General features: G+C 70.8%; 14 protein-coding genes. 6 read left to right on the top strand and 8 right to left on the bottom strand.

Going from position 1 to position 15211, the window contains the following annotated elements:
• Genes AABM41_02560 through AABM41_02580 form a run of 5 tightly spaced genes read right to left on the bottom strand, consistent with a single transcriptional unit; the run spans nucleotide 1 to nucleotide 6344 of the window.
• Nucleotides 1–1176 carry a glycerate kinase gene (locus AABM41_02560; GenBank protein MEK6191188.1) on the bottom strand — a complete coding sequence of 392 codons (1176 nt, stop codon included), beginning with the start codon at nucleotides 1174–1176 and terminating at the stop codon, nucleotides 1–3.
• Complete coding sequence (locus tag AABM41_02565; GenBank protein MEK6191189.1) at nucleotides 1173–3083, bottom strand: glucosyl-3-phosphoglycerate synthase; 1911 nt, start codon at nucleotides 3081–3083, stop codon at nucleotides 1173–1175. The genes AABM41_02560 and AABM41_02565 overlap by 4 nt, the downstream gene beginning before the upstream one ends.
• Complete coding sequence (locus AABM41_02570) at nucleotides 3083–4384, bottom strand: glycosyl transferase family 2 (GenBank protein ID MEK6191190.1); 1302 nt, start codon at nucleotides 4382–4384, stop codon at nucleotides 3083–3085. Before AABM41_02570 ends, AABM41_02565 begins: the two co-directional genes overlap by 1 nt.
• A complete protein-coding gene (locus AABM41_02575; protein ID MEK6191191.1) occupies nucleotides 4381–5079 on the bottom strand; it encodes a hypothetical protein in 699 nt (232 codons plus the stop codon). Before AABM41_02575 ends, AABM41_02570 begins: the two co-directional genes overlap by 4 nt.
• Nucleotides 5076–6344, bottom strand: a complete 1269-nt coding sequence (locus tag AABM41_02580) for a DEAD/DEAH box helicase (protein ID MEK6191192.1) — start codon at nucleotides 6342–6344, stop codon at nucleotides 5076–5078. Before AABM41_02580 ends, AABM41_02575 begins: the two co-directional genes overlap by 4 nt.
• Nucleotides 6345–6446: 102 nt before the next feature.
• Between AABM41_02580 and AABM41_02585 the strand changes: the two genes are divergently transcribed.
• The gene (locus AABM41_02585) at nucleotides 6447–7193 is read left to right on the top strand and encodes a ZIP family metal transporter (protein MEK6191193.1); all 747 of its coding nucleotides are present in this window, start codon (nucleotides 6447–6449) and stop codon (nucleotides 7191–7193) included.
• On the top strand, nucleotides 7190–7681 hold the full coding sequence (locus tag AABM41_02590) for a transcriptional repressor (GenBank protein MEK6191194.1): 492 nt from the start codon (nucleotides 7190–7192) through the stop codon (nucleotides 7679–7681). Before AABM41_02585 ends, AABM41_02590 begins: the two co-directional genes overlap by 4 nt.
• Here the strand turns inward: AABM41_02590 and galE are convergent.
• The 3 genes from galE to AABM41_02605 all read right to left on the bottom strand — a co-directional run bounded on the left by galE (nucleotide 7671) and on the right by AABM41_02605 (nucleotide 10812).
• Nucleotides 7671–8780, bottom strand: coding sequence for a UDP-glucose 4-epimerase GalE (gene galE, locus AABM41_02595; GenBank protein MEK6191195.1), 1110 nt, complete (start codon nucleotides 8778–8780; stop codon nucleotides 7671–7673). The genes AABM41_02590 and galE overlap by 11 nt on opposite strands.
• A 113-nt stretch (nucleotides 8781–8893) precedes the next feature.
• The gene (locus AABM41_02600; GenBank protein MEK6191196.1) at nucleotides 8894–10327 is read right to left on the bottom strand and encodes an HD domain-containing protein; all 1434 of its coding nucleotides are present in this window, start codon (nucleotides 10325–10327) and stop codon (nucleotides 8894–8896) included.
• Nucleotides 10282–10812, bottom strand: coding sequence for an HNH endonuclease (locus tag AABM41_02605; protein MEK6191197.1), 531 nt, complete (start codon nucleotides 10810–10812; stop codon nucleotides 10282–10284). The genes AABM41_02600 and AABM41_02605 overlap by 46 nt, the downstream gene beginning before the upstream one ends.
• A gap of 103 nt (nucleotides 10813–10915) precedes the next feature.
• Between AABM41_02605 and pdxS the strand changes: the two genes are divergently transcribed.
• The 4 genes from pdxS to AABM41_02625 are packed head-to-tail and all read left to right on the top strand — an operon-like array spanning nucleotide 10916 to nucleotide 15211.
• Nucleotides 10916–11830 (top strand): pyridoxal 5'-phosphate synthase lyase subunit PdxS, encoded by a 915-nt coding sequence (gene pdxS / locus AABM41_02610; GenBank protein MEK6191198.1) that lies wholly within the window; start codon nucleotides 10916–10918, stop codon nucleotides 11828–11830.
• Nucleotides 11824–12429: a pyridoxal 5'-phosphate synthase glutaminase subunit PdxT gene (gene pdxT / locus AABM41_02615; GenBank protein MEK6191199.1), complete on the top strand. Its 606-nt coding sequence runs from the start codon at nucleotides 11824–11826 to the stop codon at nucleotides 12427–12429. Before pdxS ends, pdxT begins: the two co-directional genes overlap by 7 nt.
• Nucleotides 12426–13487, top strand: a complete 1062-nt coding sequence (locus AABM41_02620; protein MEK6191200.1) for a hypothetical protein — start codon at nucleotides 12426–12428, stop codon at nucleotides 13485–13487. The genes pdxT and AABM41_02620 overlap by 4 nt, the downstream gene beginning before the upstream one ends.
• Before the next feature lie 26 nt (nucleotides 13488–13513).
• Nucleotides 13514–15211 (top strand): R3H domain-containing nucleic acid-binding protein, encoded by a 1698-nt coding sequence (locus AABM41_02625; protein ID MEK6191201.1) that lies wholly within the window; start codon nucleotides 13514–13516, stop codon nucleotides 15209–15211.

Below are 15211 nucleotides of genomic sequence, written 5' to 3' on the forward strand. Positions count from 1 at the left end.
TTAGCCTCGGCTCCCCAATCCCTGACCGATGTCGATGCTGCGCGCCAACCGGGCAGCCGCATTGGCCAGCAGGCGTTCGGTGTCGGCCATGGCGATTTCCAGGCCGAGTGGTCGATCGATGATGGGCTGCACCACGGCGAACGCCCCCGACTCCTCGACGATCTCGGCGCCTGGGCCCAGGCCGCCGCACAGCAGGACGACCGGGGCATTGCCGGCATGATGGGCCACCCCCAGCGCCGCCTTGCCGGCCAGGGTCTGCTCGTCGGCCCGCCCCTCCCCGGTGATGACCAGGTCCGCCCCCTCGCAGGCCGCCGCCAGGCCCACCAGGTCGGCCACGACCTCCACGCCGGAGCGCAGCTCGGCGGAGGTGAAGCCCAGCAGCCCGGCCGTTGTCCCGCCGGCCGCGCCGGCGCCTCGGACCTCCGCCACGTCGCGACCCGTCGCTCGTCGGATCTCGGCTCCCCAGCGCACCAGGGCCTCGTCCAGCTCGGCGACGGCGTCGGGGTCCGCGCCCTTCTGCGGCCCGTAGCTCGCGGCTGCGCCGTTCGGCCCGGTCAGGGGGTTGGTGACGTCGGAAGCGATCAGGATCTCGACCTCGGCCAGCCGCGGATCGAGCCCGTCGGCGTCGACGTGGTCCAACGTCGCCAGGGCCGCGCCGCCGTCCGGCACCTGGCCCCCGCGGGCGTCGAGCAGCCGGAGCCCCATCTCGACCAGCAGCCCCGCCCCGCCATCGGTGGTGGCCGATCCGCCAAGGCCAACCACGATCCGTCCCGTGCCGGCATCCAGCGCCGCCGCGATGAGCCGTCCCGACCCCCGGGTCGTGGCCAACCGAGCACTGGTCGACGTCCGCTCCGCCAAGGCCAGCCGCGCCAGCCCGCTGGCCGCCGCCATCTCCACGAACCCCGTTGCACCGCCGTCGAGCGCCAGCCAGTCCGCGCTGATCGGCCGGCCCAGGGGATCGGTCGTCATCACCGTGTTCCGGGTGGCCGCGCTTCCCCGAGCTGCGGCGATCGCGGCCAGGGTCCCCTCGCCCCCGTCCGCCATCGGGATCTTCACCACCACATCGTCGGGCCGCGCCGAGGCCCAGCCGCGGGCCATGGCCTCGGCGACCGCCACCGAGTCCAGCGCACCCCCGAACGAGTCGGGAGCCACGACCACGCGCAGCGGCGGGCTCATCGGGAAAGCTCCTTGCGCCTCGCGAGGTAGGCGGGGATCGTGTTCATCGGCGGTCGAATCTCGTCCCCCACCTCGCGGACCTCCAGGCTGAATTTGTCACCTTCCTGGCGGATCTGCTTCATCCGCTCGCCCATGTCGGTCAGCAGCTCAATCCGCTGACGCTCCTCCAGCTTGGTGATCCCGGCCTTGAGGATGACAAAGGCCATCCGCGACAGGTCCAGCAGCGACTGGTTGCGATGGATGCGGCGCTCGAGGTCGACCTGCCCGATGCCGGACAGGCCGACGCGGTCCAGGATGTCGATGAGCAGCCCGATCTCGACCGCGTAGCCGGTGAAGAACGGCACCGACTCGAGGAGCGCGCGACGCCCCGCGTACTCCCCGGCCAGGGGTTGGATGATGCCGGACAGCTCGGGGAAGAACAGGTTGATGAGCGGGCGAGCGGTCAGCTCTGTCACCCGTCCGCCCTCGTCGGGCTGGCGCCGCCCGCCAGCCGTCAGGGGCCGTTGGTAGAAGGCCTTCACGTAGTGGATCCGCGACTCGCGCAGGAGCGGGCCCAGCAGGCCGTACACGAAGCGAGGCTGGATGTTGCGGATGTCGGTGTCGACCCAGACCACGATGTCCCCGCGCAGCTCGTACAGGCTCTTCCACAGCGCTTCGCCCTTGCCGACGTGGCTCCCCAGCTCCGGGAGGATGGTGTCGTGCTGGCGGACGGGTGCCCCCAGCTCGCGGGCGATCTCCACCGTTCGGTCGGTGGAGGCCGAGTCGATGACGAGCAGCTCGTCCACCAACGGCACGCGGTCCATGAGCGCATCGCGAATGCGACGGATGACCAGCCCGATGGTCTTCTCTTCGTTCAGGGTCGGTAGTCCCACGCTGATGGTCAGGCCCTGGCGCTCCTTGAGGTCCACCAGGCGCTTGAGGTCGCGAAATTCGCTGGTGTCGAACGTGTTCTCGGCAAACCAGCGGTCGACCACGCTCGGCAGGCTGCGGGTCTGCTCGATGGCGGCGTCCGCGGCGGGCAGGCTTCCGGTCTCGGCCCGGAGATGTTCGAAGGTGACTGCGGTGAACGGTTGTCGGGTCTTGACCACCATCACGGTTGGCTTGGCGCGGCTGGCGACTGTCTCCGCCAGCCGCCCGAACAGGCGCCGGCCCGATCCGGCTCCGGTCGGCTGGGCAGAGGCCCCGACCACAACCAGGTCGTGGTTCGCGGCCTCTTGCAGGATGGCGCCCCGAACGGTCGGCGCCTCCACCAGCAGCTGGCGGACCTTGACCCCTCGGGTATTACGCCTGACCAGGCGGCCAAGCGCCGCCCGCTCGTCCTCGAGCGCGGCCGAGCCACCCTCGGGCGGGACCACGTGCAGAACGACCAGCTCAGCGCCGAAGCCGCGCGCCAGGTCGGTGGCCAGCGAGAGCGCCAGCTCGGCATTCGGACCTCCCCGAACCGGGACCAGGATGGAGCGGACGGTTCCCAGTGCGCGCTGCTTGACCACGGCGATATCGCATGGGGCCTCACGGACGACCTGGTCAATGGTGGTCGAGAAGACCGCGTGCCGCAGGCCGGTCGGTTGGGGGCCGCCCCAGCCGAAGACCACCAGGTCGGCCCCGATCTCGGCCACCGCCTCCACGATCCCCTCCGACGCCTGGCGGCCGATGCGGACCGCGGTATGGACCTCGACCGACGCGTCGTCCCGGAAGTCAGGCACCCGCTGGAGCAGGCGGCGGGCCTGGCGCGCGCGGCTGGCGCCCTCCGCCAGCGACACGCCCTCGGGGACCTCGACGATGCCCAGCGCGGTGATCTCGGTGGGCCGCCGGTGGGCGAGGTGGGAACCGATGCGGATCAGGTCGCGCGCGGTGCGCGGGTTGGCCAGCGGCATGAGGACCCGATACGGACCACGCCGGCGGGCCATCAGCCCGGCCCCCCGACCTTTCCCCCGGCCGACTGCGCCTGCCAGGCGCGGACCAGCCAGGGCTTGAGGTCCTCGAACTCGCGGGCCTGGCTCTCGACCAGCCGTTCGGCCTGCTCATCGGTCATCTCACGAGCCTCATTGAAGAAGCCCGCGGTACGCCCGAAGTACAGCCCGGTCAGGCCCGCCAGCAGCGCGTCGCGGTCGATGCCCGGCCGTTGAAAGGCGAGCAACGCGTCGTAGAGGCAGCGGATCCAGAGCTCCGAGGGGAAGGTGAAGGCCGCAGGGTCCTCGGCAGGCAGCGCCAGCACCCGTTCCAGCTGCTCCCCGGCCAGGGTCCGCTTCCACACCTGGCGCTGGGCCAGGCGCGCGGTCTCGAACGCGTCCACGAGCTTGGCCTGGTTGACCGTTATCGCCTCTGGCAGCACCACCCGCTCGAAGCCGTACTCGGGAACCGGCTGCGAGCCGCGGACCGGGAGCCACGCCTCGGACATCGAGCCAGCCAGCCGGAACAGGGTGCCGACCACCTGCCGGAACATGGGTCCCAGGTCAGAGGCGGGATCCTTGGGGTCGTGGATCTTGGCCCCCAGCCTGGTCTGGCACACCGCAAACCCGGCGGCCAGGGCGTGGTGAGTCATCCAGACGTCGATCCCGAACTTCGCCGTGGCCTCGTCCCAGTCGTCGAGTTCCAGCAGGGCGTTGACCAGGTCGCGGCTGAAGGCGAACTCGCCCCCGATCGGCTGGCGCATCCGCCGCCCATACAGGGTCCGCGTCAGGGGGTAGGCGATCTGGTTGGTGATGGTCCCGTCGAACTTGTGGCGCGCGTACAGAGGGGCCACGTAGTCGTAGCCGCCCTTCAGGATCGGACCCGCCAGCAGCTCTATCCACTCGGGCACGATGCTCCGCAGGTCGGAGTCGACCAGCACCAGGGCCTCGACCTTCAGCTCGCGGGCGACCTCCAGCAGCGCCCGGACGGCGGACCCCTTGCCGCTCGGCCCGCGGTAGGTGACCGCGACCCGTCGCAGCCGATGCGGCGGCCGGACCAGGATCATCTTTTCGAGGTAGGCGGGGCTCTCCGTGCTGACCGCCACCCGTGGCGTGTCGTCGGGCGATCCCCCGTCGGCGTTGACCAGGACCGGCTTCAACTCCGGGAAGTACTGGACCATGCCGGCCATGGCGGCCCGGACGACGTAACCGATGGTGTCGGCGTTGCCGAAGCTGGGGATCCCGACCATGAGGTCCGCCTGGCCGACCCCCCGCACTGCGGACCGACCGCGCGCATCGAGGGCGGAGGCGACGCTCACCGGGTGATCTCGCGCTTCTTGCGTCCCTTCCAGAACAGGCCGGTCACGCCGGGGTGCCGGTCTGGGTCGATGGTGATGATGATCCAGTCCTCGTTCGACGTCCCGGGCCGGTAGCGCGAGTTGGCGTGCTTGGCCACCGCGCGGCTGAATCCGTTCTCCTGCCAGGCGTGGAACCACGACCGGAGTGGCATCTTGATCGAGGGCGTGACCCGCAGCCGAACACTCTCGCTGACCACCCCCGACAGGAGGCGGCGGCGCTCCTGGTACGGGTGCTCACCCAAGAACTGCCCGTCCAGCTCGATGAGGTCGACGACCACGAATGCGCGCCGCTTCTCCAGCTGCGCGGGATCGGGTCCGTCCTCGGGCAGATCGCCGGCCTCGTCGGCCAGCGCTTCGGACCAGCGTTCGGCCGCCGATCCGCGACCCAGGAACGGCTGTGCGGTCCAGATCCCGTCCAGCACCGCCTGGTCGGCGTCGACCGAGGTCCGCAGCACCTCGGCCAGGTCGCCGTAGAACTCGTCGACGGCGTGTCCGCCGGCATCGGTCAGGCGAATTTCGCCGTCCGCGACGCGAGCCAGCAGCCGTTCCCCGATCCAGTACGGCTCGAACGACCAATGCGGACTGTTGATTCCGACGCTCGCCTCGGTGGCGAGCTGGGGGCGGATCGGCTCGTCGCCCAAGGGCTGATCGGTCATCGGTACAGGCCCAGCTCCCCCTCTTCGACCTCCATGCCCACCTCGGACCGGATGGCCTGCCACGCGTCGAGATCCCACTCGGCGACGAACGTGATGGCCGTGCCGGCACGCCCCATTCGCGCCGTGCGACCCACCCGGTGGACGTAGGTGTCCGCGTCCTCGGGGATGTCGTAGCTCAGGACGTACGGCAGGTCGGTGATGTCCAGCCCGCGGCTGGCGACATTGGTGGCCACCAGGAACTGGATCTCCCCCGCCTTGAAAGCGGCCAGCGTCTTCTCCCGCTCCCGCTGGGACAGGCCGCCATGGAGGGCGGCCGCGTTCCTGCCCCGCCGCTTGAGCGAGGCGCTCAGCCGATCCACGCCGATCTGGGTATGGCGGAAGATGAGGAGCCGATCGAACCCGAACCCATCGGCCAGCTCAATCAGGGCCGCCACTTTGTCCTGCTCGGCCACGAAGTAGACCATCTGGCGGACCGTTTCGACCAACTTCAGCTCGGGACGGACCGCGATGTGGTCCGCGTCGCGGCGCATGAACCGATCGCAGATGCGGAGGATGGCGTACGGCATGGTGGCGCTGAACAGCGCCGTCTGGCGTTGGCGCGGGCAGCGGGCCAGGATCGTCTCCACGTCCACGATGAAGCCCATGTCCAACATCCGGTCGGCCTCGTCGAGGATCACGGTCCGCACCGATTCCAGGCGCAGCTCCCCTCGACGGATGAGGTCGAGAACGCGCCCCGGGGTGCCGATCACGACTTGCGCTCCGCGCTGGAGGGCGGTGATCTGGCGGTCCATGGCCGCTCCGCCGTAGATGGCCACCGTCTTGACGTTCCGGAAGCGCCCGATGCGGGCGATCTCGGCGGTGACCTGCTGGCACAGCTCCCGGGTGGGGGTCAGGATCAGGGCCTGGACCGATTTCGAGCCGGGGTCCACGTGCTCGACGATGGGGATCCCGAACGCGGCCGTCTTGCCCGTCCCGGTCTGGGCCTGACCGATGAGATCGTGGCCCGCCCGGAGGGGCGGAATAGCCCGGGCCTGGACCTCGGTGGGCGTGACGTAGCCCATCTGCTCCAGGGCGCGGGCGATGGTGACCGGGACCTCGATGTCCCCGAACCGATACCCGGCCGCAGCGGCCATCACGGCCGCAGTCAGCGCGGAGAGGGGTTCGGCAGTCGGTTCGGCGGTGGGCTGGCGGCCGTCGGTGTGCGGCGGCGGGACCGGCGCGCGGCGACGCGTTCGGCGACGGGGCGTGGTCGGGGTTGGCGGCAAGCAGTGGCTCCGGCAGGTTGTTGATCGGTTGCTCGGATCGTAGCACGGGCGCTTCCCGCGCCTTGACGGCGGCCCATTACGCGTTGATACTGCGTCTCAGGTATGACTCCCCTCCTGGTCGCCATGTCGGCCACCGCTGTCCTGTCTGCCCTGGGCGGCGGGGTGATGGCGTTGCGGCTCGTCCGGCAGGTGGGCTACGTCATCGCGGTCGGGGCCGGGATCCGGATCGGAGCCGCGTTCTTCGACCTGCTACCCGAATCGGTGGAGTTGATGGCCGGTGCCACGAACTTGGCCATGTTATTCGCGGCGGTGGGCTTCCTCGCCTTCTACGTGATCGAGAAGGTGACGCTCCTGCACGTCGGCCACGAAACGGCGACCGAGCTCGACCACGACGACGCGGCCCACCGTCACGTGGGGCTCATCGGGGCCGGCGCGATGTCGGTCCACAGCCTTCTCGACGGGGTGGCCATGGCGGCCGCATTCCAGGCCAGCCCGGAGCTCGGCCTCGTCGTCAGCCTGGTCGTCGTCATCCATCGGTTCAGCGACGGGATCGGCATCGTGAGCCTGCTGCTCGCCAGCCGCGTACCGCAATCATCGACCATGCGCTGGGTCTTCGTCGTGAGCCTGGCACCGGTGCTCGGGGCTGCGGTGACCGCGATCATCCCGATCCCTGATCCGATTCTGGGGGCCCTGCTGGCCACCTTCGCGGGCTTCTTCCTGTACGTCGGCGCTGCCGAGCTCTTACCCGAAGCTCACCGCAATGAAGGCTCGCGCTGGGTGATCGTGGCCACGCTGGTCGGCGTGGCGGCGATCATGGCCATGACCTGGGGGCTGGAAGCGCAACTGTGAGCGCAGCGACCGCGCGCCGGCTTCGGCTGGCAGGCCAACGCGTCACCACCCAACGGCTGGCCGTGGCCGCAGCACTGTCCTCTGCGCGCCACCAGGTCACAGCCCAGGAGCTATGGGAGCGGATGCGCCCCCGTCACCGCAACCTGGGCCGCGCGACCGTGTTCCGGACCCTGGAAGCGCTGACCGAGGCCGGCCTGGCCCGACGGCTGGAGCGCGACGGCCACATTTACGCCTACGTCGCCTGCCGCCCGGCCCATCACCACCACCTGGCGTGCCGCGTCTGCGGCACGGTGGAGGAGGTCGGGGAGGAGCTGGTGGCCGAGATCAGCCGGCGCGCGCGACGCGAGCTGGGGTTCGAGATCGAGGACGCGAGGATGGACTTCTACGGCGTGTGCCGCCGATGCGCCGCCGAGGCGGCCGAGGCTCAGGCGGCGGCCGATGCATCCGCGGCCGCTGAGGTGGCCGAGACGGCTCCGCCTAGTAGCTGACCCGGGTCGAAACCCGCTCGACGGAAGCGGTCGGTCCGGCGTCCGCGGCCGCCACACCATCCGACGACTGGCCCGCACCTCCCCGCCCGTGATGGCGCGGGGCGCGCGGCTTGCGCTTGGCATAGCCGGTCGGATGGGACAGCTTCCAGGCCCAGGCATCGGCCAGCATCTGCTCCAGCGACGACTCCCGCGGCTGCCAGCCCAGGTCGCGGCGAGCCCGACGGGATGAGGCCACCAGCCGTGGCGGGTCGCCGAGCCGGCGCTTGACGACGCGGGCCGGGATCGCGCGGCCGGTCACCTTGCGGGCGGCCTCGATCACCTCGCGGACCGAGAACCCGGCCGCCGAGCCCAGGTTGTAGACCTCGAACGAGGGCTCCGCCTCGCCGGTTGCTTCCAGGGCCAGGAGGTGGGCCGTAGCCAGGTCGCGGACGTGGATGAAGTCGCGGATGCATGTCCCATCGGGTGTGTTGTAGTCCTGGCCGAAGATCCGCACGTCGGGCAACTCGCCAGCGGCCACCTTGAGCACCAGCGGGATGAGGTGGGTCTCGGGGTCGTGGTCCTCGCCGTTGCGCTCGGTGGCGCCGGCGCAGTTGAAGTAGCGCAGGCTGATGGCGCGGAAGCCATGGCAGGCGGCGTACCAGCGCATGGCGCCCTCGAAGGCCAGCTTCGTCTCGCCGTAGGGGTTGATCGGCTCGGTCCGGTCCGCCTCGGCGATTGGCACCCGCTTGGGCTCGCCATAGACCGCGGCCGTGGACGAGAACACGATCCGGTTCACGCGTCGCTCACGCAGGGCCTCGAGCAGCTTGACGCCGTTCGCCACGTTCTCGCGGTAATACAGCTCCGGCTTCTCCATCGACTCGCTGACCAGCGAGCGCGCGGCGCAATGAAGGACCGCCTGAATCCGATGCTCGCGCAGAACGCGCTCGACCCGGTTCTGGTCGCTCAGGCTGCCCACCACCAGGCGCACGTCGCGGATCACCGCATCGCGGTGCCCGAACTTCAGGTTGTCGTAAACGGTGACGTCGTGACCGGCGTCAATGAAGGTCTCGACGCTGGTCGAGCCCACGAAGCCGGCACCACCGACGACCAGGATCCGCACGCGGCCAACCTAGCTGACAGACCGATGGACGGGCAGGGCAGCCCGTCGGGTACTGACGCTCATGCGGGGAAGGGCTCCTCCGATGGGTCCGGGTCGCCGATTGTAGCAGCGGGCTAGGCCGATTCCGAAGCGCCAGGTCCGGTGTTGTGGTGCTTCGACGCACCACCCTGGCCGGCCGTCGCCGCCTCGCGGGCCAACCGCAATAGCGGCTCCCGGTTGTTGAGCGCGGGGTCGTCCAGGACGGCCTGCAGCAATTCGTCGAGGATCCGCCCGATTTCCGGGCCAGGCGCCATGCCAAGCTCCGCGATGAGATCATCCCCATCCACCGCCAGCTCGCGGACCGAAAGGACCGCGGCTCCCCGGAGTGCGGCCAGGCGCCGCTCCAGCTCGTCGGCGGCGCGGTCACGCAGCTCCGGTCCGACCGACGCGGCGGTATCGGCGCGGCGCAACGCCAGCAGATCGTCCAGCGGCTGGCCGGCGCCGATGCGGCGCAGGAAGCGGCGCACGGCGGCATCGGACCAGTCGGACGTGTAGTGGATGAGGTGGTGACGCACCAGGTGGCTGACGCGATCGATCTCGGTGCGGGGGAAGGCCAGCTCCCGCAAGCGGCGCTCGACGAGCTGAGCGCCGACCGACTCGTGGCCGATGAAGTGGCCGTCGGCAGCGGTGGGCGCCTTGCCCACGTCGTGGAGCAATCCGGCCAGGCGGAGCACCGGGTCCGCGGCCGGCAGCGCATCCACGGCCCTCAGGGAGTGATCCAGGGCGTCGCCACCCAGGACCTTGCCCTGCTCCACGCCCCGCAGGGCCGCCAGCTCGGGAAGCACCACGCCCAGCAGCCCCAGCCGCTCCATCAGGGAGAACCCGCGTGACGGCTCCTCCGCGGCCAGGAGCCGGAGCAGTTCGTCGCGCACCCGCTCCCCGGAGAGCTGCTCCGCGGCCGGGGCCAGCCGCGTCGCGGCGGCCTCCGTGGCGGGGTCCAGGGTTAAGCCCAGGGTGGTGGCGAAACGCACGGCCCGCAGGAGGCGCAGCGCGTCCTCGGTGAATCGCTGCTCCGCGTCCCCCACCGCGCGCAGGGCGCCGGCCGCCAGGTCCGCCTGCCCGCCGTACGGGTCGACCACGTGGCCGCGCCCCGCGGCCAGGTCATCGGGCACCCAGGCCATGGCGTTGATCGTGAAGTCGCGTCGTTCCAAGTCGTCCTCGAGCCGCGTCCCCCACCGCACCTCCGACGGGTGGCGCGCGTCGCGGTACCCGGCTTCGGTGCGGTAGGTCGTCACCTCCACCGCCATCGGTCCGGATCGGACGGTTACGGTCCCGTACGGATTGACCCAGGTGGAGTCCGGGAACAGCGCGGCCACCACGTCCGGAGGAGCGGACGTGGCCACGTCCCAGTCGCCGGGCTCGACCCCGCGGACCAGGTCGCGCACGCAGCCCCCGACCAGCGCGGCCTCGTGACCGGCGGCAGCCAGGTCACCCAGGACGGCGGTGACCGGGGCGGGGAGCCTCAGTTCCGTGGCTTGGGCTCGTCCAGGAACAGGAACGTCCGCCAAGCGTCGTTCCGCTCATCGGTCAGATAGGAGCCATACAGGTAGCGCGCGTCGGCGCGCGGGGCGCGCGGCTCGCGGCGCAGGGCCATCCGCGACTCGGCCAGAGTCTTGGAACCCTTGCGATGATTGCAGCGCCGGCAGGCGGCGACCAGGTTTTCCCACTCGTGGCGGCCGCCGCGGTGGCGTGGTACGACGTGGTCGATCGTCAGGTCGTGGGTGGCGGTGCCGCAGTACTGGCAGCTATGGCGGTCCCGGGCGAACACCTCGCGCCGCGAGAGCTTGACCCGGGGCTGGGGCCGGCGGACGAGATACACCAGGCGAATGACCGATGGCGCGTCGAAGGCGCGGCTGACGGTGTGGATCACCTGGTGGTTGCGGGCGATCAGCTCCGCCTTCTCGGCGCCGAGCAGCCGGAAGGCGCGCCTGATGTCGCAGACGTTGAGGGCTTCGTAATTCTGGTTGAGAACCAGGACTGGTGCGTTGAGCAATCCGAGCCTCCGTGCGCGCGATGATAGCGGAGCCGCCAACGAGGCCCGGCAACCAGGCCCACCGATCGGATCCTCGAGGGGCCGCGAGTACAATGCGGGCCTGATGACGACCACCGAGCCAACCACCCACGACCTCACCCAAACCTCGACCTGGGCGACCAAGGTCGGGCTGGCGCGCATGCTCGCCGGCGGGGTGATCATGGACGTCGTGACCGCCGATCACGCCCGGATTGCTGAGGAAGCGGGCGCGGTGGCGGTGATGGCCCTCGAGCGCGTCCCATCCGACATCCGCAAGCACGGTGGGGTGGCCCGCATGAGCGACCCCAAGCTGATCGAGGACATCAAGCGGGCGGTCACCATCCCGGTCATGGCCAAGTGCCGGATCGGCCACTTCGTCGAAGCCCAGATCCTCCAGGCCCTGGAGGTCGACTACATCGACGAGTCGGAGGTCCTGACTCCGGCCGACGAGGCGCACCACATCGACAAGCACCGCTTTGACGTGCCGTTCGTGTGCGGCTGCCGCGACCTGGGCGAGGCCCTGCGCCGGATCGGCGAGGGCGCGGCCATGATCCGGACCAAGGGCGAGGCGGGCACCGGCAACGTGGTCGAGGCCGTGCGCCACATGCGCGCCGTACGGTCCGGCATCGCGCAGCTGCGCACCATGCGTTCGGACGAGCTCTTCGCTACCGCCAAGGAGCTGCGCGCCCCGCTGGAGGTCGTCCGGCAGGTGGCCGAGCTGGGCGAGCTGCCGGTCCCCAACTTCTCGGCCGGCGGCGTCGCCACCCCTGCCGACGCGGCCCTCATGCGCCAGCTCGGCGCGGAGGCCGTGTTCGTAGGCAGCGGGATCTTCAAGGCCGAGCATCCGGAGAAGGTCGCGCGGGCCATCGTCAAGGCCACCACCCACTACGACAACGCGGAGATCCTGGCCGAGGTCAGCGCGGGGCTGGGTGAGCCGATGCGTGGCCTGGAGCTGGCCGAGATCCCTGCCGAGGAGCGGCTGGCCACCCGGGGTTGGTAGGCACAGAGCGCCGGCCACGGGTCGGCATCCTGGCGCTGCAGGGGGACGTTCGCGAGCACGCCGCCGCGCTGCGCGAGGTGGGCGCGGAGCCAGTGGAGGTCCGCCTTCCACGCGACCTGGCCGGCGTGGAGGCCCTCATCCTGCCCGGCGGGGAGAGCACCACCATGCGGCGCCTGATCGACGCCTACGGCCTGGCCGAGCCGATCCTCAGCCTGGCGGCCTCGGGTGCGCCGATGTGGGGCACCTGTGCGGGCATGATCCTGCTCGCCCGCCGAATCACCGATGGCGATGAGCCGATCCTGCCGCTGCTCGATATCGAGGTCCGGCGCAACGCCTACGGGCGCCAGCTGGACTCGTTCGAGGCCGACCTGGCCGTCCCGGCCCTGGGGGACGAGCTGCTCCACGCGGTCTTCATTCGCGCGCCGGTGGTGACCGATGTGGGACCGGGGGTCGAGGTCCTGGCCACCGATCCGATGGGGCGCACGGTGGCCGTGCGCCAGGGCCGCCTGCTGGCCACCGCGTTCCATCCCGAGCTGACCGGGGATCGGCGCTTCCACCGCGCGCTGGTAGACCTCATCGGGGTCGAGACGCGAGCATGAACAGCGTGGCCAACGATGCCGGCGAGGTGCGTGCCGCGCGCCTGACCGACCGCCAGGCCCTGGCCGAGCTGTCGGGACAGGTCCATGCCGCGTCGGACGCGTATCGGCGCAGCCTGGGCGTACCCGCCCCAGCGGGGAGTCCCGGCATCCAGCTGTCCACCCTCATCCCGTCGTGGATCCCACTGCGCCCGCCATCGGTCCACCTGGTGGCCGAATCGGACGGGGCGCTGATCGGCTCATGCCGGGCCATCACTGAGCCGCACCGTGACGACTGGGTGATCATCGAGCTCGACGCCGCCGACGGGCCGATGGCCGGCGAGGTGCGCTGGGCCCTCCTCGAGGCCCTCATCGCAGAGGGGGCCAAGCGCGACGTTGCGCGCTATCACGTGGCCTGCGCGGACGTGCCCGAGAACCTCCAGCTGTTCGGGACGGCAGGCTTCATGGCATACGCCCAAGAGGAGATCCTGTACCGCCCGGCCGAGGAGCCGGGGAGCACCGGGCGGAGCTGGCTGCGCCGCGGCTTCCGGAATCGGCTGCCCAGGCGGGGAGCCGTCGCCGCGGACATCAACCTCCAGCCCGCCGGGGCGCCCGACGCCTGGCACCTGTTCGACTTGTGGAGCCACTGCACCCCGCCCGCCGTCGCGAGGGTGGAGGACTACCGCGCCGCGGACTGGGAGTCGGCGGGCCACGAGGCCATCGTCCCGCGCTCCAGCCTGAACCCCATCCTCCACTTCTCCGCCGTCAGTGCCTGGCTTGCGCCACTCGACCAGCGGGCCGGGGGATTCGCCCAGCACGGGGCGAGCCGGGTGGGACCGCACTACCTGCGCTTCCTGGTCCGCGACGGAACCGACGGGGCCGCCATGCTCAGCGCTGTCCTGGGACGCCTGCCCGCGGACGCGCTCGCCGCCGGGATCCTGGCTCCGGTGCGAACATACGAGTCGGCGGGACTACAGGCAGCCGCGGACGCAGGCTTCGCACCGGTGGGACGAGTCACCCTGCTGGTACGCGAGGTGAGGGCCACGGCACGCCAACCGGCGATGGTGCCGGCGGTCAATTGAGCAGGCAACCGAGCGCGGAGGAACGCGTGGCGAAACTCGAAACCACCGACGACCTCGAGGCCCTGTTGGGGGCGCTGCCCCCGGAGGTCATCGAGCGCGTCCGCGGCTTGGGGTCGCGGGCCGACCTGTTGGAGGTCGTCCTGGACCTGGGCCGCCGGCCGGAGGCCCGCTTCACGCATAGTGAGGAGCTCCTCCTGGAGCGTGAGGTCACCGAGGCCGACATCGGCTGGGTGGTGGACCGCATCGGCGCCTTCGGTGACGACAACCGGGCCGGCATCGAGCGCACCCTGCATCGGATCAGCGCCATCCGGAATCGGTCCGGCAAGGTGGTGGGCCTGACCTGCCGCATCGGGCGGGCCGTGTTCGGAACCATCGACATCATCCGCGACATCGTGGAGTCGGGGCAGAGCCTGCTGATCCTGGGCCGGCCGGGGATCGGCAAGACGACCATGCTGCGCGAGGTGGCTCGCGTCCTGGCCGACGACCTGGGCAAGCGGGTGGTGGTGGTCGACACCTCCAACGAGATCGCCGGCGACGGGGACATCCCGCATCCGGGGATCGGTGACGCGCGGCGGATGCAGGTCCGGACCCCCACCGAGCAGCACGCGGTGATGATCGAGGCGGTCGAGAATCACATGCCCGAGGTCATCGTCATCGACGAGATTGGGACCGAGTTGGAGGCGGTCGCGGCCCGGACCATCGCCGAGCGGGGTGTCCAGCTGGTGGGCACCGCCCACGGCAACACGCTGGACAACCTCATGCTCAACCCGACCCTGTCCGACCTCATCGGTGGGATCCAGACCGTGACCCTGGGCGACGAGGAGGCCCGGCGGCGCGGGACCCAGAAGAGCGTCCTGGAGCGCAAGGCGCCGCCGACGTTCGACGTGGTGGTCGAGATCGTGGAGCGGGACCGGGTCATCGTCCACCGCAGCGTGGCAGAGACGATAGACGCCATCCTGCGCGGCCACATGGTGCCGCCCGAGTCGCGCTGGCGGGACGAGGCAGGCGAGGTGCGCGCCGCGACCAAGTATGACTACCGGATCCAGGAGGCAGCCTCCAACAGCTCGATGTTCGTGACGCCCGAGCCGGGCGGACACGGTACGTTCAGCCGGCGCACCGGCTTGTCTGGGCTCCAGCCGCTCCCCGGGGGGCGGGGTCAGGGGTCGATCGAGGAGGCGATGCTCGCATCGGACGTTTCCTCGGACGTGGCCCAGGCCACGACCGCCCGCGAGCGCGAAACGCGTGTGGCGAGCATGCGGCCCATGGCCGTGTTCCCGTATGGCGTCAGCCGCAAGCGCCTGGAGCAGGCGGTCCGCGAGCTGGGCGTGCCTGTGACCGTGGCCCGCGACCTTGAGGAATCGGATGCGGTCATCACCCTGCGGACGTACTACCGCCGCAAGCCACCGGCCCTGCGCGACGCGGAGGCGGGCGGTACCCCGCTGTTCGTGCTGAAGACGAATACGCTGCTCCAGATGGAGTCCATGCTCGCCAACCTGTACGAGCTGGAGGCCAATCCCCAGGAGGCCGCCCTGCGCGAGACCGCAGAGGCCATCGGCCTGGTGCAGGAGAGCGGCCGATCGATGGAGCTGGCGCCCCAGAACGCTTACGTGCGGCGCCTTCAGCACCAGATGGCCGAGCAGCACAACCTCATGAGCCGCTCGCGGGGCAGCGAGCCGAACCGCCGGGTTCAGCTCCTTCCCGAAGAGGGGCGCGCCTGGCGCTAG

The organism is Chloroflexota bacterium (assembly GCA_038040195.1).
In the GTDB taxonomy this organism is placed as follows: Bacteria; Chloroflexota; Limnocylindria; order QHBO01; family QHBO01; genus DASTEQ01.